Raw genomic sequence first — 25,577 nt, 5'->3', positions numbered from 1 at the left:
AGATGGGGATGGATCATAGCCTCCATGCCATGCATGGAGACTAGATTACATCTTAAATTTTACTTTTTGGCATCTTTATTGGCCACAGAAATGCTGCTGTGTGTTTCTATAACGTCGGTGATTATACTCAATGCCTCAGTCAAATAGATATCTTTTGCCAAATTGTCAATTTCTGATTTATTGCCACTGATCAATGATGAATCTATTTCAATTTTATCTAAATCTTCTGGTAAATTTGAAATAACTAATGATTCATTTACAGGAAAGATATCCTTGTATTTCTCTGATTCCTTTTTGCGTTGTTCTTCGAGGGATTCAAACGCTTCCAATGCCAACGGATAGATGGTTTCATCTTTATTTTTCTTCAACCTCTTCGCATTCTCATCCACCATTTCAAAGACTTTATTATTTGCCACACGTTCTGCGGATCGCCGTTTGATTTCATCCATATTGTGAATCTTATAGACATTTTGATCAAAGTCTAGGGCTTCGATTTTAGTCCAATCCAATGGATTGTCGTATTCCTTTTCTCCCATTTTGATATAGTTGTATACATCGGGCAAAATAATGTCTGGAACAACTCCTTTCAACTGTACACTACCGCCATTGATTCGATAATATTTCTGAATGGTCAATTTAACATCTCCCAAATCAGAATAAGGACTCTTACCTCTAAAGGCCTGATCCAAGTGAAAAAATCGCTGAACTGTCCCCTTTCCGAAAGTGGAATTACTTCCTACAATAACTGCTCGATTGTAATCCTGCATAGCGGCGGCCAAAATTTCAGAAGCAGATGCACTAAATTGATTGACTAATATAACTAAAGGTCCGTCATATCGAGCCTTGGAATCTTTATCCTCCCAAATATGGGGCTTGTCATCTCTGGACTTAACCTGAACTACAGGGCCATCTTCAATAAACAAACCTCCTATATCGACTACATCACTCAAAGATCCCCCTGGATTGTAACGCAAGTCGAGGATAATACCTTCTATATTCTGTTTCTTTAATTTTTCTATTTCTATGGCTACATCTTTGGATGACCGACGATCACCGTCAAATTCAAAATAGAATCGAGGCAACTTAATGTAGCCTATATTTTTCTTATTTGCTTCGTCATTGATTAAGAAGGACTTGGCAAAACTTTGACCGATTTCCACTTCATCTCGAATAATGGAAACCTCCTTCATCACTCCATCGGCTTTTTTGACGATTAATCTCACTTTCGAGCCCTTCTTACCTCTGATCAATTGCACTACATCATCGGTTCTCCATCCTCTCACATCTACGGCCTCTTCATCTTCTTGGCCGACCTTGGCAATTAAATCATTTTCCTCCAATTCCTTTCCTTTCCAAGCAGGTCCTCCAGGAATCACACTTACCACCTTGGTAAATTCACCATCTTTAGACAATCTTGCTCCGATACCCTCCAATTTACCAGACATATCGATTTCAAAATCTTCTTTATCTTTTGGACTAAAATAATTGGAATGAGGATCATTCATTCCAGTAATAGCATTCATATATTGGTCGAATAAGTCAGACTTTCTAAAATCTCCCACATTATCAAACCAACGAGTATACATTTTTTCTGTACCCTCTCTTGCTTCTTTTTCTATTTCCTCAAATGATTTACCCTCTTCTTCTTTCAGAAGTGCGCTCTCTTTATCGATGATCCTGCTGATGGTTTCATATTTCAACAACCGTCTCCAATAATCCTTCAGTTCCTCTTCCGAACTGGCAAAAGACACTTGTTCTGGATCCATATCCAAGTCTTCATCGATAGTATAATCGAAAGGTTGAGCTAAGATTTCGCTATAATAGGCTCTCGATCTTTCGAATGCCTGAGTGTATTTATCATAGATTTCATCGAAAAATGTCAATTGAGCATTGCGTATTTGATCGTCAATCGATAATCGATGTGTTGATATTTCATCGATTTCCGATTGCAGGAAGAATTGTTTTCTAGCATCCAACGCATTCAAATAGTGGTCATACACACCAATTGAAAAATCATCATCCAAGTCCTGAGGACTGTAATGAAGATAATCCACAAATGTGGTAATGCCTTTAACAATGACTTGTTCTCTAGACATATCGTCCATTGAGGACTCAGTCCATTTATTGATAAACAATCCACTGCCTAAGACTGCTACCAGAATAATTCCACGTAATATCATTTTATTCAATTTAATAACTCCATATATTTTTAAAGGATTGGACATCCTTTTGGTTCACGAACACAATAGGTAATTCTAAACTACAATTTAATAATAACAGATTCTAGGTTAAAATCTTGTTTAAATTATAAAAATAAGACAAAATCCTTCTAATTGTAGACGAAAAAAGGGAAGATAGTGATTTTAAGCCTTCCATCTTCCCTTTTTAATAAATAATTAATGCCTCCTTATTATATAAATGGAGCAATTACTAATGCAACCACAGACATCAATTTCAATAAAATATTCAATGACGGTCCAGAAGTATCTTTAAATGGATCTCCTACAGTATCGCCTACCACGGTAGCTTTGTGAGCTTCCGATCCTTTGTAATGCATCTGGCCATCGATTTCTACCCCTTCTTCAAACATTTTCTTGGCATTGTCCCAAGCTCCACCTGCATTCGACTGAAATATAGCCATTAACACACCAGAAGCTGTTACTCCTGCCAATAGTCCTCCCAACATCTCGTCTCCAAAAGTAAATCCAATCAAGATAGGAGAAGCAATGGCAATGATTCCAGGCAAAACCATCTCTCTAATAGATGCCTTGGTGGATATTTCAACACATTTACCGTATTCGGCTTTGCCATCGGCGGCATCAAATACGGCCTTGTCACTATCTGACCAATCCGACATATCCACACCATCATTTTTTCGCATTACGGCAAGGGCATTTTTGAGTTCCGGGATAGAACTAAATTGGCGTCTGACCTCTTGGATCATATCCATAGCGGCTCTTCCCACGGCATTCATAGCCAATGAAGAAAACAAGAAAGGCAACATCGCTCCAATTAACAATCCCGACATCACTACTGGTTGTGCAATATCTATGGTTCGAAGATCAGTAGTTTCCATATATGCGGCAAATAAGGCCAAAGCAGTTAGGGCAGCAGAACCAATGGCAAATCCTTTCCCAATGGCAGCCGTCGTATTTCCAACTGCATCCAATTTGTCGGTACGTTGTCTTACTTCTTTAGGCAAATCTGCCATTTCTGCGATCCCCCCAGCATTATCCGATACCGGACCATAAGCATCTACGGCCAATTGGATACCAGTATTGGACAACATTCCCACGGCGGCAATTGCGATTCCGTATAGGCCTGCAAAGTGGTGGGCTCCCATAATCGCAGCAGCCAAAACCAAGATTGGAAGAGCTGTCGATTGCATACCCACTCCCAGACCGGCAATTATATTGGTTGCTGAACCAGTAACAGATTGTTTGACTATACTCAATACTGGCTTCGTCCCTGTTCCTGTATATTTTTCTGTAATAAATCCGATCATCAATCCAGCCAAAAGTCCAAAACATACGGCCCAGAATATTCCCAAACTACTGTATTGGGTATCGTGATATACCCACTGATCGGGCATAATGGCAGATATAATGAGATAAGTTAATACCAACATTAATACTGCAGATATTATCTCACCTGTATTTAATGCTTTTTGAGGATCTCCTCCTTCTTTTACTTTTACGAAAAATGTCCCAACAATAGAGGTCAAAATACCCACACCTGCCAATACCAATGGCAGAATTACGGCATTGAGACCAGAGAACATATTGGTTTCCTCAAATCCCGACAAGCCCAAAAATGCAGCACCCAAAACCATGGTTCCTATAATTGAGCCAACATAAGATTCAAATAAATCAGCTCCCATTCCCGCTACATCACCAACATTGTCACCGACATTATCGGCAATAGTTGCCGGATTCAGTGGATGATCTTCAGGGATACCTGCCTCTACTTTACCCACTAAATCTGCGCCCACATCGGCGGCTTTGGTATAGATACCTCCACCAACTCTAGCAAATAGGGCTATTGATGAAGCACCAAAAGAAAATCCAGTAATCACTTGAATTACTTTCACCGGTTCCCAACCAAAACTTGAATAGATAATAAACAACAAACTCAAACCCAATACACCGAGAGCTACCACAGCTAATCCCATAACGGAACCGCCAGCAAAAGCCACCTCTAGGGCTCGGCCCAAACTAGTTCGCGCAGCATGTGTGGTTCTAACATTGGCTTTGGTCGCTATCCTCATGCCTATAAATCCTGCCATGGCCGAACTAATAGCACCTAAGATAAAAGACAGTGCAATCAGTGGACTGGATCCATCCGAAACCGTACCACTATAAAGTAATAAACCCGCCACGCAGATCACAAAAATAGCGAGCACCTTGTACTCTGCTCTCAAAAATGCCATAGCACCATCGGCTATATTCTTGGCGATAGTTGCCATTTTATCTGTTCCTACTTCTTGCTTACTAACCCAAGAAGATTTCCAAAACATAAATAACAAGCCCAGGATTCCCGTCAAGGGAATTAGATAAGTAATCGTTTGTCCCATTTCTTAAATGTTAATTTATTATTGTTTAAAAGATCGCTAAAAGTAATATTTTATTCGTGTTTGTACAAAATTTTGAAATTTATAAACAAAAAACCAACATTTTAATAGTTTCGACCCCTTAAACATAGAGCTATTTATATTTCACAATTAACACTTTTTCCATATTTTATATTCCAAGCTATCGCATTTATGGTCTCGATAAAAATAATGTAGAATTTACATGGCCATTTCCTCCTTCAATAGTTCTAAACACATAGGGCATAGATTCTAATCCATACACCTGTATTTGGGACTGTCCAAGCCCTATTGAACCGCTATTTACGACCTGGCCCAACATATTGATTACCTGATATTCTAAGGGTCTATGAGCATTGTTTTCCAGTATCAATCGATCTTTTACCAAAGTATTGATCAAACGAACAGAAGCGACCTCAACCCGAGCTTGATTAGGCGTCATTACACAAACCTGATCCTGGACTTTTTGAATAACGGTATCGATGGCCAATAGCAGTCGGGGTCTGTAAGGACCGTCGTCGTATATATCTTCATGCATCCCCCCCTCGAAGGTATAGAGATAAGAAGGAATCCCATTCTCAGTAAGCTTGGCATCGATGACTTGACTGCCATAGGCATTCAATACGTTTTGAATTCTACCCTCTCCATAAGGCACTACCCCATCCATGTCCCCATGAATAGAAAAAAGCGGTGTGGATTCACCCTTTAACCACGAAGTATCGAGAATAGCACCGCTAAAATTGATTCCAGAGACAATATTATATTGATCCGATTCTTTGGTAAAATATCCATTCTTGGATTCAATAATATTCGATATTTGAGCATTGGTGCTGTCTGTGGCATCCAGATAAAGTCGATGAATAGAAGTTATAGCTCCAGCCGACCCGCCACCGATAACTATATTGTCTGCATCAAATAATGGAATAGAATTTGAACCATTGTTCTCTACCAAAAAATTAATAGCCGCATTGAGATCGTATATAGACTGTAATGCCACATCGAGTATGTCATTGGCTCCGGGAAAACCTTTCTCTGAAATGGACCAGGTAGTATATTCTAGGGAAGCTACTAGAAAACCTTTACTGCAAAACAATATCGACAATTCTTCAATGCTAGAACGGTTGCCGTATCTAGTAATATAACTTCCTCCATGCATTAGTATGATTAATGGTTTTACAGAAGCATCATTGTCTGAAGTAGTAAACAAATCCAATTCCAAGGTTTTGCCATTGTCCGTACTGTCATAAGTCAATTCGGTCTTGACAATTGAGGTAAAAACATTGGATGTCCATTGCTGATCGCAATAATCTTGTGCCCACATATTAGTGGCAAACAATGTAATGAATAGAATTTTCCAAAAAGTTTTCATGGTAGTGATTTTAATCGATTAACTATTTATTTCGTACACATCGTTGAGTTTGGGAATGTGTATGTTATCAAATCCTCTCTCTTCCAAGAAAGCCTGCCATGCCAACTGAGTATCGTACTCGCCATGAACTAAGTATAAACCTTTGAGGCTGGTCAATTGATTCTTTAGAAAAGCCAGCATTTCATGTCGGTCTCCATGGGCTGAAAGTGCATCGATTCTCTTGACCTGTGCATTGACCTGTAACCAGTTGCCGAATAGTTTCAACTGCTTGGCTCCACTAATCAATATACCGGCAGGAGTTGAAGGTGCGGCATAGCCAACTAAAAGAATAGTGTTTTTGGGATTTTCAATATTGTTGGCAATATGATGTTGAATCCGCCCTGCATTGGCCATACCAGCTGCACTGATAATGACACAAGGTTCTTTTTTATCGTTGAGTGATTTGGAAAACTCTACATCCCGTACGTATTTCAAAGTATTGAATCCAAAGGGATCGTCATCGGTCAATAAATATTCATTGAGCTCGTCGTCGTAACACTCCGGATGAGATCCATAGACTTGAGTGGCATTGACAGCCAATGGACTATCTACATAGATGGGTATCTTAGGTAAAACCCCTTCGTTAAATAATCGATCGAATATATAGACAATATCTTGTGTCCTCCCCACACTAAAGGCTGGGATTATGAGTTTGCCTTTATTCTCGATACAAGTCTCTTGAACGATATCCAAGAACAATTGATCTTCTATGGGCTTACTGACGTGATCACTATCACCATAGGTGGATTCGCATATGAGGAAATCTACTTCAGGCATAGGTTGAGGATCTCTTAATATGGGTCGTTCTGGTCGACCAATATCACCGGTGAACCCCAGTACATTTTTCCCATTCACCTTCATGGTTATGGAAGCCGATCCGAGAATGTGTCCAGCATCGGTATATAATATTTCTACTTCTGGATGAATATTAAACCATCGATTGTAGCCCACGGAACGAAACATATTCATGGTTTCAGAAACGTGTTTGGTTTCATACAAAGGCTTGAAGTTTTCCTTACTGCCTTTTTTAGCAGCTTGCTTATTTTTGTATTCAGCATCATATTCTTGGATGCGAGCACTATCCAGCAACATTATGGCACATAAACTCCGAGTAGCATGGGTGCTAAAAATATTCCCCTTAAATCCACTTTTAACCAAATAGGGCAATCTTCCGGTATGATCAATATGAGCATGGGACAAAACGACACAATCAATGGATTTGGGATCGAACAACCAATTCTTATTGAAACTTTCATAATCCTCGTCATATCCTTGATACAGACCACAATCCAGCAATATGGTATAACCGTTGTCCAATGTAATCAAATGACAACTTCCGGTAACTTCTCTATTGGCACCACAAAATTTAATATTCATACTATTATTTTATTTTATACACTATCAATATTACATAAATAAATTGTGGATTTCAACATCAATAAACCGATGAAAAAAACTTCTTGTCCAAATAAATTTTTTTATTACATTTGCACTCACTCAAGAAAGTTGAATACTTTTATATGCCAAATACAAGGGGTTTTCAGCCGACAATTGGGGGATTAGCTCAGCTGGCTAGAGCGCTACGCTGGCAGCGTAGAGGTCATCGGTTCGACTCCGATATCCTCCACTTTAATACAAAAAGCACTGTTTGAATTCAAACAGTGCTTTTTTTTATGACTCATCCCAGTGGTTAATATTATATTCCTTCTGCATATTTATGTTCACCAAAATCCTTAATCGCCTGTGCCTTCACTGCTTCCGCCACTTTATAGGCCACTCTATCATTTAAGGTTGAAGGAATAATTTCACTGACTGTGGGAAACTTTATGCATTCTGCGATCGCATGAACGGCGGCCAGTTTCATTGCCGTAGTTATTTTTGGAGCCCTAGCTTCCATGGCTCCGCGAAATATTCCCGGAAATCCCAATACATTATTGACTTGATTGGGCAAATCACTTCGTCCAGTGGCCACTATAGCAGCTCCTCCTTTATAGGCTTCTTCTGGCATGATCTCTGGTGTGGGATTAGCCAATCCAAAAATAATGGGATCGGTGGCCATCGTCTCTATGTCTTTGGCTTTTAATAGATCGCCTTTGCTAACCCCTATAAAAACATCGGCATTGACCAAAGCATCTTTCAAGGAGCCTACTTGATTGTCGAAATTGGTAAATCCCAACAATTCCTTTTTGGCAAAATTTAGATTTTTGCGATCTCTGTGTATGATTCCCTTGCTATCGCATACGGTAATTTGTTTGACTGGAATACAAGCTTCTTGATTCATGTGATCTACGCAGCGCAACATTTTAGCGATAGCTATACCGGCCGCACCTGCACCATTGATTACTACTTTGAGATCTTTGACGTCCTTACCCACCACCTTAGCCGCATTGTACAGACCGGCGAGTACGACAATAGCAGTACCGTGTTGGTCGTCGTGAAAAACTGGAATACCTAAGTCCTGCAGACGTTGCTCAATAATAAAACTGCGAGGAGCTGAAATATCTTCCAAATTAATTCCTCCAAAAGCGGGAGCAATGTTTCTAATGGTCTGTACTATTTCGTCGACATCGGTAGTATCCAAACAGATGGGAAATGCATTGATATTGGCAAATCTTTTAAATAAAATAGCCTTACCCTCCATCACTGGCATAGCCGCCAATGGGCCGATATCTCCCAATCCCAATACGGCTGTACCGTCGGAAACTATAGCCACGGTATTGCCCTTGATGGTGTACTGATATGCCAATTCCGGATCTCGTGCAATTTCTTTACACGGTTCGGCCACCCCTGGTGAATAGACTAATGACAAATCATTTATATTCCGGACTTCTACCTTGGGAATAATATTTATCTTGCCGCGCAATCTTTTGTGCAAAATTAATGCTTCACTGAATAAATCAATCATAGTAAATGAGTTTAATAGATAATTTAGTTGATACTTAAGTTTATTGAAGAAATAAAAAAAATAATGATTTCAATTCGCCCCCATCTGTGCAAAATTTCATTTATTTGCAGTAATTTGTTATTTGTCTAAATAAAGATAAGCATGGCTATCATCGATTTGAGTCAACTCAAAACTTATACACCTGCCCTAATTCATCAGATTCATAATTCTTTCTGCGAGGTTAGATTATTAGAATTGGGATTTTTACCGGGTAAAAAAATAGAAGTAATTCGTAAATCACCCTTTGGTCATACATTCTACATCAAAACCAATTCAGGTTGTTTTGCACTAAGAAAAAATGAGGCGAGTAGTATCCAAGTAAAATGTATATAACGTCGAATCTACAATTAATATGATCAAAAACATAATATTAATCGGGAATCCCAATAGTGGGAAAAGTTCAGTTTTTAATCGACTCACAGGTTTATCCCAAAAAATAGGGAATTATCCAGGGGTTACCGTAGAGCGAAAAATAGGAAGTTCTTCCTTTGAGGATGGACATTCACGCACCATTACCGATTTGCCGGGTTGTTATTCTCTATTCCCTTCTACCCAAGATGAAAAAATAGCCACCAAGGAAATTTTAACAAGTTCTATAGAATCCACTGACGAGATCATCGTCTATGTGGCCGATATTACAAAATTAGACAAACACTTGTTATTATTTAGTCAGCTCAAAAGCCTAAACAAGAATCTCATCCTCTGTCTCAACATGTTGGATCGAGCCAATACCAATATTGACAAAGTCGAAGAATATTTTGCAAAGACGTTTTCCGTACCTACCGTTGCAATTAGTGCCAAAACCGGCTTCGGTATTGAAAAACTAAAAAAAGTCATACAAGATTTCAATCTACCTACGGATCGTGAGTCAAAGGATATTTTTTTCGACCTCAACCATTGGGATGAAGAGCGTCAAGAAACCGTCAATGCCGTAGGAGAAAAAACACTGCTCACAGGTCGTGAATATCTCAACTTTATATTGACCAATCACCTGGATTGGCTTCATGAAATTAGCCCAGCTATCCGCGATAGAATAAATGGGATAGAGCAATCGGATTTCAAACCCACTCAATCCCAAATTCAAGATACCCTTCACCGTTATTCTATTCTTGAACCGATTTTACTACAAGCTAAATCACATATTAACAATCACCCCTCGATTTCAGAAAAATTGGATCGATTGGTTACTCACCGCATCGCCGGACCAGTAATCTTTCTCATTCTAATGCTGCTGATTTTTCAAGCTATTTTTGCTTGGGCACAAATACCCATGGATTGGATAGACGGTTTATTTGGTTTCATTACCGAATGGATGGCTACTTCCCTGCCCCAAGGGTGGTTTACCGATTTATTGGTCAATGGAATAGTAGCTGGTATTGGAGGAATAGTAATCTTTATTCCACAGATAGCTATTTTATTTCTGTTGATCGGCATATTGGAAGAAACTGGCTACATGGCCAGAGTAGTTTTTCTACTGGACAATACCATGCAAAAATTAGGGATGAATGGTCGAAGTGTGGTAGCCTTGGTATCTGGAGGAGCCTGTGCCATTCCCGCGATTATGAGTACACGAACTATTTCCAATTGGAGAGAGCGTTTGATCACTATTATGGTCACTCCCCTCATCAGTTGTTCGGCACGAATCCCCGTTTATGCGCTTCTTATAGCTATGGTAGTTCCATATCGCAGAGTAGGCGGTGTCTTTAACCAACAGGGTTTAGCCTTTGGATTATTGTACTTTTTGGGAGCGATTATGGCCTTGATTGTAGCATTTTTCATGAAAAAAATTATGAAGGGAGATTCACGTAGTTTCTTGATGCTAGAAATGCCAGAATATAGGTTCCCCAATTGGAAGAACGTCGGCATAGCCACTTATAACAAAGTGAAGTCTTTTGTATTTGAAGCGGGAAAAATCATCCTTATCATCAGTATTGTTCTTTGGTTTTTGGCTTCTTATGGGCCCAAAGACTCGATGCAAGCTGCCGATACACTTACTGAGCAGATAAGTACTGAGCAAGAACTGAGTCCAGAAGAAGAAGCCCAAACCTTGGCTACCTTAAAACTGGAACACTCTTATGCTGGTATAATGGGAAAAGCCATAGAACCCATTATTCGTCCGATAGGATTTGACTGGAAAATCGGTATTTCACTGATTACTTCATTTGCTGCTCGAGAAGTTTTTGTGGGTACCATGGCTACCATATACAGTGTAGGTTCAGAAGATCATACGGCAAGCATTCAAGAAAAAATGCAAAAAGAAACTTTCTTAGACACCGGGAAGAAAGTCTATACCAAAGCAACGGTATGGTCGTTATTGGTTTTCTATGCTTTTGCCATGCAATGTATGAGTACCTTGGCCATAGTCCGCAAGGAAACCAGAACATGGAAATGGCCTATAATTCAGTTTGTGTATTTAACCCTATTGGCTTATTTCTCTAGTTTTATCGTTTACACCATTTTGGTATAGATTAGGATCCTATTGTTGAGATAAAAGACAGAATTAATCAAGGGTATAAATCTCAGATATAATTTATCAGCATCGTATGGAAACAGTGATAAAGGATGGATGTTGGAATTGTGCTACCCGATGTCTTAAATCATGCCTGATCGCAATGCAAGGCATCGTATGCCGTGATTCAGTCGACTGGTAGAACGAGGTAAATACATGACGTAATGAAGTACGAAGAAGTCAATCCATAAAATATGGATTGGCCATCTGGTGAAGGAACCGAAGCTACCATGTCGAGGTGTGACAGCATTGCAAATGGATAGGAAATAATCGGCGTGGCTGCACTATATATTGTCATCGATTACACTGCGGTTCCGCATGATTGCCCCACAAATGAATAGAAAACACCCCTAGCCATAGGTCTGACTACATCGACAGGAAATTTTATATAAAACATGTCAAACCACAGTGAATGACCTAAGTAATACCAAATTCTACCTCTATCGCCTTCAATACAAGATTTTATTTTACTTTCGCAAAACACCTAATCTAAGAGATAGCAATGATAAAAAACGGCCTATTTATTCTAAAAATATGCATACTATTGATTGGATTATTCTGCTATATCCTTCATTTATTATGCCTCATCCTAATCACCAGTAAAGATAATCAAGAAAAGATACGCAGCAATCAAAGAAAAAAATTCTGCCAATTTGCCAATCGCATTTTTGGATTAGAAGTTAGACAATCGGGCGAAATCCCTACGTCTTCCTCCCTCCTATTTGTCAGTAATCACCGATCCTTTTACGACCCAATCGCCCTGTTGTCCATAGTGTCGGCCCATCCGGTATCCAAAGCAGAAGTCAGAAAATATCCCCTCCTAGGTTGGGGAGCTGAATTAACCGGAATTATCTTACTCAATCGTCACAATAGAAAGGAACGCGGCCTGGTCAAAAAATCAATTCAAGAAAATCTATCTCAAGGCATTAACATTTTACTTTTTCCCGAAGGAACGACCAGTGCTCAATCAGGATTACTTCCTTTTAAAAAAGGAGCCTTTGAAGCAGCCATTAAAGCCAACGCCACTATAGTGCCCATAGCGGTAGAATATTATGACAACAGTCTGTATTGGGGTGAGCAGACCATGTGGCAACACATGACAGCGCTATTGCTTCATACATCTAGAGAAAATCGCTATATCAGTATAAAAATAGGAGAACCCATTGTGGCTAAAGACAGCAAGACTTTAGTAGAACATACCGAATCTACTATTTGGGATCAAGTTGAAGCATTGAGAAAAGAAAGAAGGCAAAAGTGATAATCAATATTAAGCAGCCAATTATCGCTTACTCAAACGAATGGTTTTTACGATTTTATCTTCTTTATTGATCAATCGAATTAAGTACAAGCCCGTCTCCAAATCAGATACCTTATATCTTGAATTTACAGAAGCAGAAAACTTCTTAACGATTTGCCCCACTAAATTTACCACAACCACTTGACGTAAATCATCAATTCCATCCACAGAAAAATATTCCGTAGTGGGATTGGGATATATTCTAATATTTCCCGGATCAAAATAACTTATTGGAGAAACGGCATCGTTGACAGTAATACCCAATTCATATGAATCACTCGGGTTATTGACATCGGAAATCAAAACTGAGACATCGGCTTTACCTGGACTATTGTTGGGATAAACATGTAGGTCAAGATTGGAGGTATCTCCCGGCTCAAGGACTACTTCTGAAGAATCAATAGTTGGAGTCCAACATTGATATATATCACAGATCGCAAAATCCCATTGTTCTGGTGATTTTTTTACGACTTTCTTCCACATAAATCGAATGGCTTCATCTGAAGTATTGATCACCTTGGCATGGCCAATCACCTCATATTCACTAAAATCATCTATTGTTATAACAACATCTGAAGGGTAAATACTAAATACACTTTGTGAATATAAGATGGAAATAATAAAGCTAAAATATGTTATAAGTATAGTTTTCTTCATGTGTCCACTTTGCCTAAAAGTAAAAAAATAATCATTTAAATTAGATATAATAATCAAATTTAACTAAATAATTTAGAACGTATTTGCCGATAAATAGTTACTTTGCTTATATACTCCAAATATATTAATTTTTTTTATAATATTTAAACATAACTCACTTATGAAAAATATTTTAATCATTGGCAATGGGGTAAGCGGGATTACCGCTGCTCGCCACCTTCGAAAACTGGGGGATGACAAGATCACAGTGATCTCAAAGGAGACCGATCATTTTTTCTCTAGAACAGCATTAATGTACATATACATGGGCCACATGAAATACGAACATACCAAACCCTATGAAGATTGGTTTTGGAAAAAAAATAACATTTCATTAATGCGTGCCGAGGTTTCCGATATTGATTTCGATCTAAAAAGGGTGAAATTAAACGGTAAAAAATTTAAAGATAGCGCCTTTAAGACCAACTTAACCGAACTGTCATACGACATCCTAATTCTAGCCACCGGTTCTGCGAGCAACAAATTTGGTTGGCCGGGGCAAGACCTCAATCAAGTTCACGGAATGTATTCCTTCCAAGATCTTGAACAACTGGAAAAAGCATCACCATTTCTCAAACGCGGAGTCATTGTTGGCGGTGGACTTATCGGCATAGAATTGGCAGAAATGATGCACTCTAGACATAAAGAGGTAACTATGTTGGTCAGGGAACCGAGTTACTGGAACAATGTTTTACCTCCAGAAGAATCCGAAATGGTCAATCAACAAATAATAATGAATCATATAGATTTGAGATTGGGTACGGAGCTTAAGGAAATATTAAGTGACGACAACAACAATGCGAGAGCCGTTGTCACAGGTGATGGCGAGGAAATATCCTGTCAATTTGTAGGACTGACCGCTGGGGTACATCCCAATGTAAAATGGTTAAAGGACAGCGAATTGGCCATCAATAGAGGAATCTTAGTAGATGAATACTTGCGCACCAATAAACCAGATGTATATGCGATAGGTGATTGTGTGGAATTACAAAATCCTCCCAAGGGTCGAAGAGCGATCGAACCGATCTGGTATGTAGGCAGAATCATGGGTGAAACCTTAGCCCACACCATCGCTCGATCCCCGATCAAATACAATCCCGGACATTGGTTTAATTCCGCAAAGTTCTTGGATTTGGAATATCAAGTCTATGGAAATGTACCAGCCAATATAGTTTCTCCGTTAAGTTCTTATTTTTGGAAGAGTGAGGACGGACTAAAATCGCTGCGACTGGTCTATGAAATAGCTACAAATCACGTAGTTGGCGTCAACTTAATGGGCTTGAGATTTAGACAAGAAATATGTGAAGAATGGTTTGACAACCATTTCACTTTAGAAGAAGTGGTCAAAGACCTAGATAGAGCTCATTTTGATCCAGAATTCTATAAAAAATACTATAAAGAAATTGAAACTCACTTGGCTCATAATTAAATAATTAAAAGAAATTAACATGGATACCACAAGTTTATCACTAGCCAATCCAAAGCCACCATTTACATCCCCTGGACAAAAATGGGCTACTGCCATAGGTAGCATAGGATTGTTATTACTATTATTGGCATGGCTAAATATTGGCCCTATTTTCAACTCAATATATTTTTGGTCTTCTATCTTGCTTTTAGCTATCGGTGTTGTCTGGTACAGTATCGATATGTATAAAAACACCCCTGCTGGAATCAAAAACAACGGAGTGTGGTTTGATAGTTTAACCAACAAGGGACTATGGGCATGGGTTCTGGGTGTTTTTGTCACTGGATTTTATGTCGTACTGTATTGGAACCCACATCTCATGGGCTACAATGCCGAAGGCAGCAATACAGGGTTGGTCCACTTTTTTGACCCCCTGAGTATGTTGCTCAAAGGTCAGCCTGCCTCCCAATGGTTTGTATATGGCACCTTATATACTTTCGCTATATTCTTTTTCGGCATTAAGTATATCATTAAATATCGACACAATAGATACCAAATTATAAGAACCATCAGCGTAATGTTTTTTCAATTGGCCTTTGCCTTTTTGCTGCCCGAAATATTAGAGGGGCTAAATTCAGACAAAGCATATTTTGGAAAAGATTTTAAAAACATCTGGCCATTGAATTACTATTTTTATCATGATTGGCATTTGAATGGAATGTTAGATGGTGGCAAATTGGGTATGTTTGCCCTTGTTTGGGGCATTTTACTCACCTTTGTCGTCACGCCCATCCTCACCTATTTTTATGGTAAAAGATGGTATTGCTCATGGGTATGTGGATGTGGAGGATTAGCGGAAACTGCTGGAGATCCCTTCAGACATCTATCTGACAAATCATTAAAAGCATGGAAAATTGAACGGTATTTGATATATTCAGTATTGGTTTTTGCCGTAGTTATGACGGCCCTTGTCTTGTATTCTTTTTTCACCGGTAGTGGACAATTTTTATTTATCAACACCTTTCAAGTTCGAGAATGGTACGGTTTTTTAATCGGAGCTGCATTTAGCGGTGTCGTCGGAGTGGGATTTTACCCCCTTATGGGAAGTAGAGTTTGGTGTAGATTCGGATGTCCTATGGCCGCTATACTCGGATTGCAACAAAAATTCTTCTCTCGATTTAGAATTACTACCAATGGAGGCCAATGTATATCATGCGGAAATTGTTCTACTTATTGCGAAATGGGAATTGATGTAAGATGGTATGCTCAGCGCGGGCAAGACATAGTAAGAGCTTCATGTGTGGGTTGTGGGGTTTGTTCTGCAGTATGCCCAAGAGGAGTATTGAGATTGGAAAATTCTGGAAAAATATCAGATCGAGCAAAAGCTATTCGCAATGAAGTCATTACTGCTGATGTTCATTCTGCAGAATAATTAATACGAAATGTATTTCGTATTGCTGACGATGTTATGATAATTTAGTCACGGCCTCTGTGTCGTGACTTTTTTTACTTCGCCCTTCCTCAATGCTAGGCCTAAGATGCCCGATAGGGACATTGATTGTATTATAGCAATTTCATACCTTCAATATAGAATGAATATTGTATAATTTTCTATCAAATTGATTTTAAGAGTTGTTCAAAACACAAAGTTCATAAGGGTCTGCAAAGGGCAAATGTTGATTATTCTGGCAATTTGTTTTTAATACCTTGCACAAAATCTGGCCCCAACTTGGGTGCAGAAAATTTGGACTTAATCAGTTTGCGAAATGTTTTTTCCTTTTCTACAGCCTGAGATACGATAGGATCAGATTCCATTGTATTGATAAATTCAATCTTTTGATCAGGCTCTAGTGCATTATCCAGAAATAGTGAAATTTGCTCCTGAATATCGCTATTGTAAAATTTCTTCTTCATAACATTTCATTTATTTCTACAAGATTATTCTTCTTCCTTTGAGGTATTTGATCGCTTATCTTGATAGCCCATATCTCGAGCGTAATTGGCTAATTTTTCTTTTAACATATTCCTCGCCCGATGCAATCTAGATCTGACTGTACCTATGGGTACATCAATGATCTTAGATATTTCTTCATAGGTGAAATTCTCGATATCACACAATAAAATAACGGCACGAAAATCAACAGGGAGCGAATTTACAGCAAAAGTCACTTCATCTCCCATTAAATTGTCAAAAATTTCAACGCGCAAATCAAAAAAATCAACGTTGCCCTGTTCCTCTAATTCTTGATATCCTAGGTAATCTTCATAATCGACTGTTATCGGTCGTCTTATCTTCTTACGATACTGATTGATGTAAGCGTTTTTCAAGATTTTAAACAACCATGCTTTAGCATTAGTTCCGGGTTCGTAGGAATCTAAAGCCTTAAAGGCTTTCATAAAGGTTTCTTGAACCAAATCTTTGGCATCGTCTTCATTAAATGCCAAATGATAGGCGAAAGTATGTAAGGAGTCGACATTGGGCAATAATTCTTTTTCAAATATTATTTCCTTTTTCGACCTATTTGTTTTAGGCATATAAATAAAACTTTAAAATTTTGTGCACATCCGAAGATATAAAATTATACGTTATATGTCAGTGAAATTCCACTGAAATAATTATCTAACATCAAAGTATGCAACAGTTTTTTGGTCTATTTTATTTTATTGAAACAGATATTCCAATAATTCTTGAACTGTAGCCACCGGTGTAATGACTATTCCGGATCCATTATCAGCTATATTGCCGTTGTTGTCGGAACATATAATCTGTTCGAATTGGAGTCTATCCGCTTCTTTCACCCTTTGTTCAAATCGATGAATAGATCGCAGCTCGCCAGTCAGCCCTATTTCAGCCGCAAAACAAATTTTCTTGCTGACAGAATAATCCCTAAACGAACTCATCAATGCGATAATTACAGCCACATCGATTCCTGGATCGTTGACCTTTATTCCCCCGGCGATATTGACAAAAACATCACATTTGCCCAATGGAAATCCACATCGTTTTTCCAAAACGGCAATGAGCATCGATAGTCTCCTCAAATCAAAACCAGTAGCCGAACGCTGAGGAGCAGCATATACCGTGGGAGTAACCAATGCTTGGACTTCTACCATAATCGGCCTACCGCCTTCTATAGTAATGGCCGTACTACATCCACTTAGATCGGCATTGGACTGCGACATAAATAACTTAGAAGGATCTTCGACCACTTGTAACCCCTTTCCATCCATTTGATAGATGCCTATTTCATCCGTACTTCCGAATCGATTCTTGTTTACCCTAAGCAATCTATAATTGTACTGCTTATCGCCTTCAAAATAAAGTACAGTATCTACTATATGTTCCAAGATTTTGGGACCGGCTATGCTACCTTCCTTGGTAACATGACCAATGATGAATAGGGTAAAATGAAATTCCTTGGCCATGCGCTGCAACTCCATGGTACAGTTTCTCAATTGGGAAATATTACCTGGCTCACCATCTAAATGAGGATTAAAGGTGGTTTGAATAGAATCGAGAATCACCACCTTGGGTTCCACCGATGTAATCTGTTGTTTGATCTTAGACAGCTCTACCTCACTTAACAACCATAGATCTTGTTTGCTGGCCTTCATCCTAATCGCCCTCATCTTAATTTGCTCAGCGCTTTCTTCCCCCGATATATACAATACTTTGCCGGGAATATTGGCCGCGGTTTGGAGTAATAGCGTCGATTTACCAATTCCGGGTTCTCCAGCCAAAAGAATTATTCCCCCTTCGACCATTCCCCCTCCTAAGCAACGATTGAGTTCGCTGTCTTGAACGACGATTCTCTTCCTGTTTTCAATACTTACGGATTCCAATTGAATAGGTTGGTTGACATTGCCGTATAGGATAGAATCTTTTTGTTTCTCCTTTCCTTTGGGCACCTTATATTCCTTCATTGTATTCCATTCTTTACATGAAGGACATTTCCCTTCCCATTTTGGGGAATCAAAACCACAGTTAGTACATAAAAAAACAAGTTTTTCTTTGGACATATTCTCGATATTACGTATATTTATTGCATATGCAGAGGATACATTCTTCGAAGGTAAAATTTTTTAAATAAAAATGTGACTTTCTATAGAATGAACGTCTAATGTGTAGATTTCAACGGAAATCAACCACAAAATATGCCTCTTATTTTAATATTTTGTGAATTGTTTTCATTAAGTTTTTTTGGGGTTAATCTGGGTACTGATTTTTTCAGTACCCTTTTTTTATTTAATTCCAGTGCCATCCTCCCTCCTACTTAATTTAAATCACGGTATTATTTTTACTGAAATAGATAGCTTATCTTTGTACGAATCTAATAAAGATAGCGGTTTATGAAAAATCTAACCCTTCAAGTAGAATCCTTAATATTTATTGCGAATCCAGCTATTTCCCTAGATGAAATAGGTGATTGTTTAGAAAAATTAGAAGGCCAAAGGCCCAATGATGCCGATATAAGTAACATCCTAGATATTTTAATCGCCAAATATGCTCAAGGACAATACAGTTTTGAAATAGTGGAAATGAATGACGGATTTCGCTTTATGACAAAAGGCCAATATCAGCCTACCATTGCTTCTTATATTAAGCAAGTAAATTCTAAAAAATTGTCGAATTCAGCTTTGGAGACTCTTTCTATTATCGCCTATAAACAACCGATAGCCAAATCAGAAATTGAACAAATTAGAGGTGTCAATTGTGATTATACTGTACAGAAACTACTCGAAAAAGAACTCATCACCATAACTGGTAGAAGCGAAAAAATAGGAAAAGCCCTTCTCTATGGTACCAGTGACAAGTTTATGGACTATTTTGGATTGAAATCTATGGACGACCTTCCAAAATTAAAAGATTTTGAAAACAAAGATCGACAGAGTATCGGTGAAAATGACGAGATAGCCACAGAAGCCGTTAAAAATATAAGTAAAAACTAATGACCTAATAGAAATGGAAAAAAAATTAATCAATCGAGTTGCTAATAGTTCTCTAAAAACAATTAATCTAGAAAAGTTATATCCGGTTGATCAACTTATAGAATTGGATATTAAACCCTATCTGTTTAAAGAAATCATCTTAAAAGAACAAGATTTTAGAGATCAACTCAAAGATACAGACTGGTCGATCTATGAAGATAAAATGGTAACTATTTATTGTTCCTCCGATGCCATTATCCCCCTGTGGGCCTATATGTTAATCGGAAGCTATCTCCAACCATTCACTAACCAGATATATTACGGAGATGTAACCTCTGCACTGACCCAAATATACGCCCAGAGAATAGAAGAATTTGATGTCAGTCCCTATCAAGACTTACCTGTAGTCATTAAGGGCTGTAGCAAATATCCCGTTCCCGCCTCCGCATATATGGCTATGACAGTCAAATTGAGACCTGTCGCCAAATCTATACTTTTTGGAGAGCCCTGCTCTACCGTACCTATTTATAAAAAACCCAGATGATCTTGATAATTGGAATTATTTTTGTATTATATATCCCTGCGTTATAAATTTGTTTTACGGACCCAAATAAACACATAAATATTATGAATTCCAATAAGCCAATATTATTCTACGGCACTATGGTTTTTGCCATTGCTATCCTTTTAAAATTAGTAATTCCAACTACTGCAACCGAGGAAAATACACAGCCTATTACTTCAAATGCAGATTCAAGTGTCACCGTAAAACTCCATGAAGACGCACTGCCACAACATATCAAAACGATATCCATCAACGATGAATTTGATTTCGCCGGTGAAAAGGTACCTGTCGAAATCGAAGACGTTAGAGAAAGACTAGAACGAGAATTGACGGTCAACTCATACTATCACAGTAGTACCATCCTCAACATAAAAAGAAGTTCACGATACTTCCCGATGATGAAAAAAATACTTACTGAATACGAAGTACCCCATGACTTTTTATATGTAGCAGTAGCTGAATCAAGCTTAGACAATGTGAGATCCCCGGCGGGAGCACGTGGTTTCTGGCAAATCATGCCCAGTGTTGCACGATCTTTCGGTCTAACCATCAATGCAGAAATCGATGAAAGATACAATGTAGAAAAAGCCACAGAGGCAGCTTGTAAATTGATTCTAGACTATAAAAGAAAATTTAAGACTTGGACCAATGCAGCTGGAGCATACAACATCGGAGAAGGCAATTTCAAAAAAGAAACCATCGCTCAAAAAGAAACCGACTATTACAACATGAATTTTGGGTCAGAAACCAATCGCTATGTATTTCGAGTATTGGCACTCAAGGAAATACTTAAAACCCCAGAAAGGTTTGGTTTTGATATCCCTGAAGAAGAAAGATATGCTCCTATAGACAATATGAAAGTAGTTGAAGTCGATAAATCCATTTCTAACTTGGCCGATTTTGCCCATGAGCACGGAATGACTTATCGCAACCTTAAAGTCTTTAATCCATGGTTACTGTCTTCAAGACTGTCGGTACCTTCGGGGAAAACATATAAATTGTTAGTGCCTAGTACCAATTAATATTCACAAACTATGTGAGCTTTGATAAGATAGTATTCAATCGACTAAATGTCGATTGGGTGAAGGAACCGAGGTCTCTGTACCTCGGATGGGTGGCCAGCCACTGTGGTGCGACGACACTGCATAAAATTCGACAGAGAAATTCCCCTCCGTTGGAGGGTTGTCTGACTCGTCAGACGGGGTGGTTCGATTGAAATAAAATAAATTTTAATATTTATTACTGAATTTCCATACCACCCCGTCAGTAAACTGACACCCCTCCAAAGGAGGGGAATTGTCTAGGATGACTGAATGTAGTTGCCCAAAGGGCAACCCGATGTCCTAAATATGACCGAGCGAAGTGCGAAGCACCGAAGGTCGTAAATCGACCTACGGAGAGGGAACCGGAGCCACTGTGCTCCGGATGGGTATGCCAGGATGAAAGAACCGAGACCACCGTGTCGTGGGTGGGTAGGCCACTGCACCTCGGGTGGGTGGACCACTGTATCGTGGAGTGAACGACCAAAATGCAAAGCATCGTAGACCGTTAATCGGTCTCTGGCGAGAAAGACCAAATGCAGTACGAAGTACCCACAATTCACTTAATGTGGATTGGATGATGATGACTGAATGAAGTTGTCCTGTTGGACAACCCGATGGATTAAATATCCATCGGATGAAGGAACCGAAACCACCGTGTTTCGGGTGGGTGGACCTCCGAGTCGTGGGTAGCCAGCCACTGCGCTGTGACGACACAGTATTTAAAATGCTATGTCTTATATAACATTTTACATCAATAATATAATTGTATTGAAGGAACCGAAACCTCCGTGTTTCGGGTGGGCTTGCCACTCTGCCGAGCCGTGAATGCACCAAAATTACGACAGGACTTCATCCTGCCCTGGCATATTTCGCCCTTACAGGGCTTTTTTATTTGTTATCAAGAATTCAAATGTCTGTAATATGAATGAATAATGTACCATCAACTTTATTATGTTATCGGTCATAGTCCTCAGACTTTTATTGAAGACTTAGGATACAAAAAAAAGCATCCAAGAACTTATCTTGGATGCTTTGAATATCTTATCTCAAAATGTGATTAAACTAATTAGTAAGACCACATATCGTTTTCATAATTGAATATATCTTCTTTTATCTTCTTAGACTGCATCAAGCGCTTAATCTTAGCTTCTCTATCATCACCGGTCATAGATGGAAAATCAGACAATCTATAATCTCTTACATTGGATTCTTTAATAATATAATAATTAAAGTATCTCATTTCCATATAATCATCCCAAGAAAGAATAGTCGCATCATTACCCGGTAAATACACTTTCTTACTGGCAAAAAACTGACGAGCTTGTGGCCAATAAATCCAGAACATCGGTAATTCAAAATTGTAAGCACCGTTTTCGTCTACTTTATCTTGAATCGGAGAAATACCCAATATTCGAACTCTCATTCTAGAATGAAGTTTATCGAAATACCATATCTCCTTAGTTCTAAACTTTCGGATAGTTCCGTAGTCGGTATCGTTTTTGGTAATTACCGCTTCCAATTCCAAGGTTGCTGGATTGGTTACAAAAGCGGTGTCAATTTTATACAACAATTTATTGACATCTTCTACGGCAATAGGACTAGAAAAATCATCAGAATCCCCCATGTAGGCAACGATTTCTCCACTTTGAATACCTTCCACTAACAATCCAAAGAATGGTGCTGAAGGCGATACAAAAGGCTGATTAATTTTTTCACGTACATCAATAACTCCCCATATGAATTTGGACCAAAACACATCTCTTTCTTGGATCGGCACATAGTCTAATACCATTCTCTCCTTCATCAAATCACCATCGGTTACTCCGTTTACTGGAGTAATAAAAGAACCACTATTAGATAGACTGCCTTGTGGCTCGGCACCGGTGATGGTCGATTCAGTAATGATCTCTTCAGCTATCTGTCCATAGACAGGTAGATGAAAACAAATGGCTAGAAAAAATATTAAATATTTCATATACTTCAATATAAGTTATTATTGAATCTTAAAGATAACATCTCCAATGACTTTACCAGCAGGCCAACCCGGACATTTTACCCGAATATTTTCATACAAGTAAATATCACCAGGAGAAGCTTTTGATACCAAGCTACTCGTACCACTCTCGTATGCACTACCGTTATTGTTGACGATAGCAGCATCACCTGTTCCTGGTCTAGGTGATCTCAAAAGAGAAAACGACAATACATTGCAACGAGCATCGAAATCAAAGTTCTTCAATTCCGGGATCAAACCCCGTTGCACTTTAAAGGTACCATTACCCATCTTACCCCCTGGTACACCAGATAATGTAGCGATTGGATCAGGTATAAGTTTTGTTCTAAATTCATAAGTTGTCGGTGCCAATCCACCTCCGCTCAACACAATCTTAGCACCGCCTTGAGCCGAAACAGTAGCATTGTATTTACCTACAGCTGTTTTAGCCAGTTTGATGCCCGAACCAGATCCAGCAACCTTAAGATCGTTGGAAGATATACCTGATGCAGTAATAGACAAAGGATTGTCCACTCCAACATAAAGTACGTTCATCTTATCAGCCGATACACTAGCAGATCTTTCGCCCACTTCATAAGTAAACGAATTACTATAGGTAGTTTTTTCACCAGTAATGGGGTTGGTCACTGTAATGCTGGCGTTGATATCCTTCACACCAGTACTTGAAGTATTGGATCTGAAAGTAGCTACACCATCATTTACCGGCAAATTTTGCCCATTAACAGCAACATCAATTTTGGTATTGGTGTTTGCAGATGCTGAAGAACTCAAAAAGAAGTCGGCTTCAAAAGGTTCTCCTTTGATCACGTAGCCTTTCTTGGCCTGCATGACAACTTGGAACTTATCAAAGACGATATCTTCTCCCCCTACCTTATTCATTAGGTAATTGAGAACAGTAGCTTCTGCACTCTTAACATCATTTTTTATCTTAGAAAAGATGGGCAAAGTAGCCAATAAAGGCATTTGTCTAAAGTTGAAATCAGCCCAACTCATTTTTTCTGTTTCCTTCCAACTCTCATCGATTTCCAAGTTGATCTCACCGGCTAATCTTTCCCTGTCTTCCGGATCGATAAATTGCAAAAATTGCTCTTCTAATCCTGCTATTTTTTGCTCCAACTCATCTCCTTTGCCTTCGTTGACAAGAAATCTAGTGGTAATATCTTTGTTTTTATATCCCTTTAGACTACCATCTTCCAAATATCCTCCAGTCTCTTCTATCATATGATCGACGATTTCATCGACATAAGTAGAAAACTCCTTAGATATTTCTTGAACTGGTTTGGTTCTTTCAGCGTAAACTGCCAATTCATCTTTTTTACGAGCTAATTTTGCAATTTCCGGAGGAAGGTGAGAATTATTTACATCCAAGATATCATTGGATTTTTTCAAACCTTTATCCACCACTTTAAAGGCATTAAAAATCTCTGCAGATACGTTCAACGCGAGCATTGCCGTCAATACCAAATACATGATATTGATCATCAGCTGCCGCGGTTCCTTAGGTATTGACATACGCTAAATTTATCTTCTTATTTATTAATCAATTAGTTACTACTTAACATTCATGGCATTCAACATATTGCCATATACGGTATTCAGTGAATTCAATTTTTGATTCAAGACAGCCATATTTTCTTTGTATTGTTTGGCGTCTTCCACACTTCCTTCCAATTGTTTCATGGCCGTATTCAACTTGCCATAAAAACTATTCATTGTCTTAAGCTGGTCTCCTGTCTGAGAGAAATCAACTTCTTGCAATGCTTTCAATGAACTCATGCTTTTGGACATGGTTCTCAATTCATTCAACATTCCGTCTAAATGATTTTCAACAAAAGTACTATCCAATGATTTTCCTTGATTTCCGTTGGACACTACTCCGTTGGTCAATGGTTCTATATTGGCATTGGCTTTATCCAAACCCGGATATAGATTTTCCCAATAATAACTTTTTTCTGGAGGTAAAATACCCAACATCAAAAACAAAATAGCCTCTGTTACCAATCCAATGGTAATCGCAGGACCACCCCAAGAATAAGAGTTAATCTTACCCAATGCACCCATCATTACCAATGCTGCACCAAATCCAATAATAAAATTTTTGAGATATTTAAACCAGGTCTTTTTGTAAAAATTCATTGTTAAAATATTTGATTTATATGTAACTAAAATTCTGAAC

General features: G+C 38.6%; 20 protein-coding genes and 1 tRNA gene. 9 read left to right on the top strand and 12 right to left on the bottom strand.

All coding sequences use genetic code 11. The annotated features are described in order from the left end of the window. Positions 1-59: 59 nt before the first annotated feature. From LVD51_RS03395 to LVD51_RS03380, 4 genes are all read right to left on the bottom strand, one after another. The gene (locus LVD51_RS03395; protein WP_236969781.1) at positions 60-2,180 is read right to left on the bottom strand and encodes a carboxy terminal-processing peptidase; all 2,121 of its coding nucleotides are present in this window, start codon (positions 2,178-2,180) and stop codon (positions 60-62) included. A gap of 230 nt (positions 2,181-2,410) precedes the next feature. Beyond that, the gene (locus LVD51_RS03390; protein ID WP_236969780.1) at positions 2,411-4,573 is read right to left on the bottom strand and encodes a sodium-translocating pyrophosphatase; all 2,163 of its coding nucleotides are present in this window, start codon (positions 4,571-4,573) and stop codon (positions 2,411-2,413) included. A 187-nt stretch (positions 4,574-4,760) separates the two neighbouring features. Next, the gene (locus tag LVD51_RS03385; protein WP_236969779.1) at positions 4,761-5,957 is read right to left on the bottom strand and encodes an alpha/beta hydrolase family protein; all 1,197 of its coding nucleotides are present in this window, start codon (positions 5,955-5,957) and stop codon (positions 4,761-4,763) included. Positions 5,958-5,975: 18 nt separating this feature from the next. Beyond that, on the bottom strand, positions 5,976-7,373 hold the full coding sequence (locus LVD51_RS03380) for an MBL fold metallo-hydrolase (RefSeq protein WP_236969778.1): 1,398 nt from the start codon (positions 7,371-7,373) through the stop codon (positions 5,976-5,978). A gap of 176 nt (positions 7,374-7,549) precedes the next feature. On the opposite strand from LVD51_RS03380, the gene LVD51_RS03375 reads away from it, so the two are divergent. Continuing rightward, a tRNA-Ala gene (locus tag LVD51_RS03375) sits at positions 7,550-7,623 on the top strand. A gap of 69 nt (positions 7,624-7,692) precedes the next feature. On the opposite strand, the gene LVD51_RS03370 is transcribed toward LVD51_RS03375, so the two are convergent. Continuing rightward, positions 7,693-8,901: an NAD(P)-dependent malic enzyme gene (locus LVD51_RS03370; RefSeq protein ID WP_262912708.1), complete on the bottom strand. Its 1,209-nt coding sequence runs from the start codon at positions 8,899-8,901 to the stop codon at positions 7,693-7,695. Between the two features lie 141 nt (positions 8,902-9,042). Here LVD51_RS03370 and LVD51_RS20185 point away from each other — a divergent pair, with 141 nt between their 5' ends. The 3 genes from LVD51_RS20185 to LVD51_RS03360 all read left to right on the top strand — a co-directional run bounded on the left by LVD51_RS20185 (position 9,043) and on the right by LVD51_RS03360 (position 12,707). Then, entirely contained in the window at positions 9,043-9,273 is a 231-nt protein-coding gene (locus LVD51_RS20185) for a FeoA family protein (protein ID WP_394803143.1), read from the top strand. A 19-nt stretch (positions 9,274-9,292) separates the two neighbouring features. Beyond that, the gene (gene feoB / locus LVD51_RS03365; protein WP_236969777.1) at positions 9,293-11,407 is read left to right on the top strand and encodes a ferrous iron transport protein B; all 2,115 of its coding nucleotides are present in this window, start codon (positions 9,293-9,295) and stop codon (positions 11,405-11,407) included. A 586-nt stretch (positions 11,408-11,993) separates the two neighbouring features. After that, a complete protein-coding gene (locus LVD51_RS03360) occupies positions 11,994-12,707 on the top strand; it encodes a lysophospholipid acyltransferase family protein (RefSeq protein ID WP_236969776.1) in 714 nt (237 codons plus the stop codon). Between the two features lie 21 nt (positions 12,708-12,728). Here LVD51_RS03360 and LVD51_RS03355 read toward each other — a convergent pair whose 3' ends face one another. Then, positions 12,729-13,403 carry a T9SS type A sorting domain-containing protein gene (locus LVD51_RS03355; RefSeq protein ID WP_236969775.1) on the bottom strand — a complete coding sequence of 225 codons (675 nt, stop codon included), beginning with the start codon at positions 13,401-13,403 and terminating at the stop codon, positions 12,729-12,731. Positions 13,404-13,563: 160 nt separating this feature from the next. Here LVD51_RS03355 and LVD51_RS03350 point away from each other — a divergent pair, with 160 nt between their 5' ends. Further along, positions 13,564-14,871: an NAD(P)/FAD-dependent oxidoreductase gene (locus LVD51_RS03350; RefSeq protein WP_236969774.1), complete on the top strand. Its 1,308-nt coding sequence runs from the start codon at positions 13,564-13,566 to the stop codon at positions 14,869-14,871. Positions 14,872-14,890: 19 nt separating this feature from the next. After that, positions 14,891-16,282 carry a 4Fe-4S binding protein gene (locus LVD51_RS03345; RefSeq protein WP_236969773.1) on the top strand — a complete coding sequence of 464 codons (1,392 nt, stop codon included), beginning with the start codon at positions 14,891-14,893 and terminating at the stop codon, positions 16,280-16,282. Positions 16,283-16,530: 248 nt separating this feature from the next. Here LVD51_RS03345 and LVD51_RS03340 read toward each other — a convergent pair whose 3' ends face one another. The 3 genes from LVD51_RS03340 to radA form a co-directional block, all read right to left on the bottom strand. After that, the gene (locus tag LVD51_RS03340; protein ID WP_236969772.1) at positions 16,531-16,764 is read right to left on the bottom strand and encodes an anti-sigma factor; all 234 of its coding nucleotides are present in this window, start codon (positions 16,762-16,764) and stop codon (positions 16,531-16,533) included. Between the two features lie 24 nt (positions 16,765-16,788). Next, positions 16,789-17,385, bottom strand: a complete 597-nt coding sequence (locus LVD51_RS03335) for a sigma-70 family RNA polymerase sigma factor (protein ID WP_236969771.1) — start codon at positions 17,383-17,385, stop codon at positions 16,789-16,791. Between the two features lie 126 nt (positions 17,386-17,511). After that, a complete protein-coding gene (radA, locus tag LVD51_RS03330; protein WP_236969770.1) occupies positions 17,512-18,870 on the bottom strand; it encodes a DNA repair protein RadA in 1,359 nt (452 codons plus the stop codon). Positions 18,871-19,200: 330 nt separating this feature from the next. Between radA and scpB the strand changes: the two genes are divergently transcribed. The 3 genes from scpB (at position 19,201) to LVD51_RS03315 (ending at position 21,366) form a co-directional block, all read left to right on the top strand. Continuing rightward, entirely contained in the window at positions 19,201-19,800 is a 600-nt protein-coding gene (gene scpB / locus LVD51_RS03325) for an SMC-Scp complex subunit ScpB (RefSeq protein ID WP_236969769.1), read from the top strand. Positions 19,801-19,813: 13 nt separating this feature from the next. Beyond that, on the top strand, positions 19,814-20,323 hold the full coding sequence (locus LVD51_RS03320) for a DUF2480 family protein (protein ID WP_236969768.1): 510 nt from the start codon (positions 19,814-19,816) through the stop codon (positions 20,321-20,323). Positions 20,324-20,406: 83 nt separating this feature from the next. Beyond that, on the top strand, positions 20,407-21,366 hold the full coding sequence (locus LVD51_RS03315) for a lytic transglycosylase domain-containing protein (RefSeq protein WP_236969767.1): 960 nt from the start codon (positions 20,407-20,409) through the stop codon (positions 21,364-21,366). Between the two features lie 1,087 nt (positions 21,367-22,453). Here the strand turns inward: LVD51_RS03315 and porN are convergent. From porN to LVD51_RS03300, 3 genes are read right to left on the bottom strand one after another with little or no spacing between them, the layout of a single operon-like run. Further along, positions 22,454-23,362 carry a type IX secretion system ring subunit PorN/GldN gene (porN, locus tag LVD51_RS03310; protein ID WP_236969766.1) on the bottom strand — a complete coding sequence of 303 codons (909 nt, stop codon included), beginning with the start codon at positions 23,360-23,362 and terminating at the stop codon, positions 22,454-22,456. Between the two features lie 18 nt (positions 23,363-23,380). Continuing rightward, a complete protein-coding gene (porM, locus tag LVD51_RS03305; RefSeq protein WP_236969765.1) occupies positions 23,381-24,913 on the bottom strand; it encodes a type IX secretion system motor protein PorM/GldM in 1,533 nt (510 codons plus the stop codon). Between the two features lie 39 nt (positions 24,914-24,952). Next, on the bottom strand, positions 24,953-25,537 hold the full coding sequence (locus LVD51_RS03300) for a GldL-related protein (protein WP_236969764.1): 585 nt from the start codon (positions 25,535-25,537) through the stop codon (positions 24,953-24,955). Positions 25,538-25,577 lie beyond the last annotated feature (40 nt).

The organism is Membranihabitans marinus (genome assembly GCF_021729155.1).
In the GTDB taxonomy this organism is placed as follows: Bacteria; Bacteroidota; Bacteroidia; order Chitinophagales; family Saprospiraceae; genus Membranihabitans; species Membranihabitans marinus.
The sequence above is the reverse complement of the archived record's forward strand: the minus strand, read 5'-3'. Positions and strand labels throughout refer to the sequence as shown.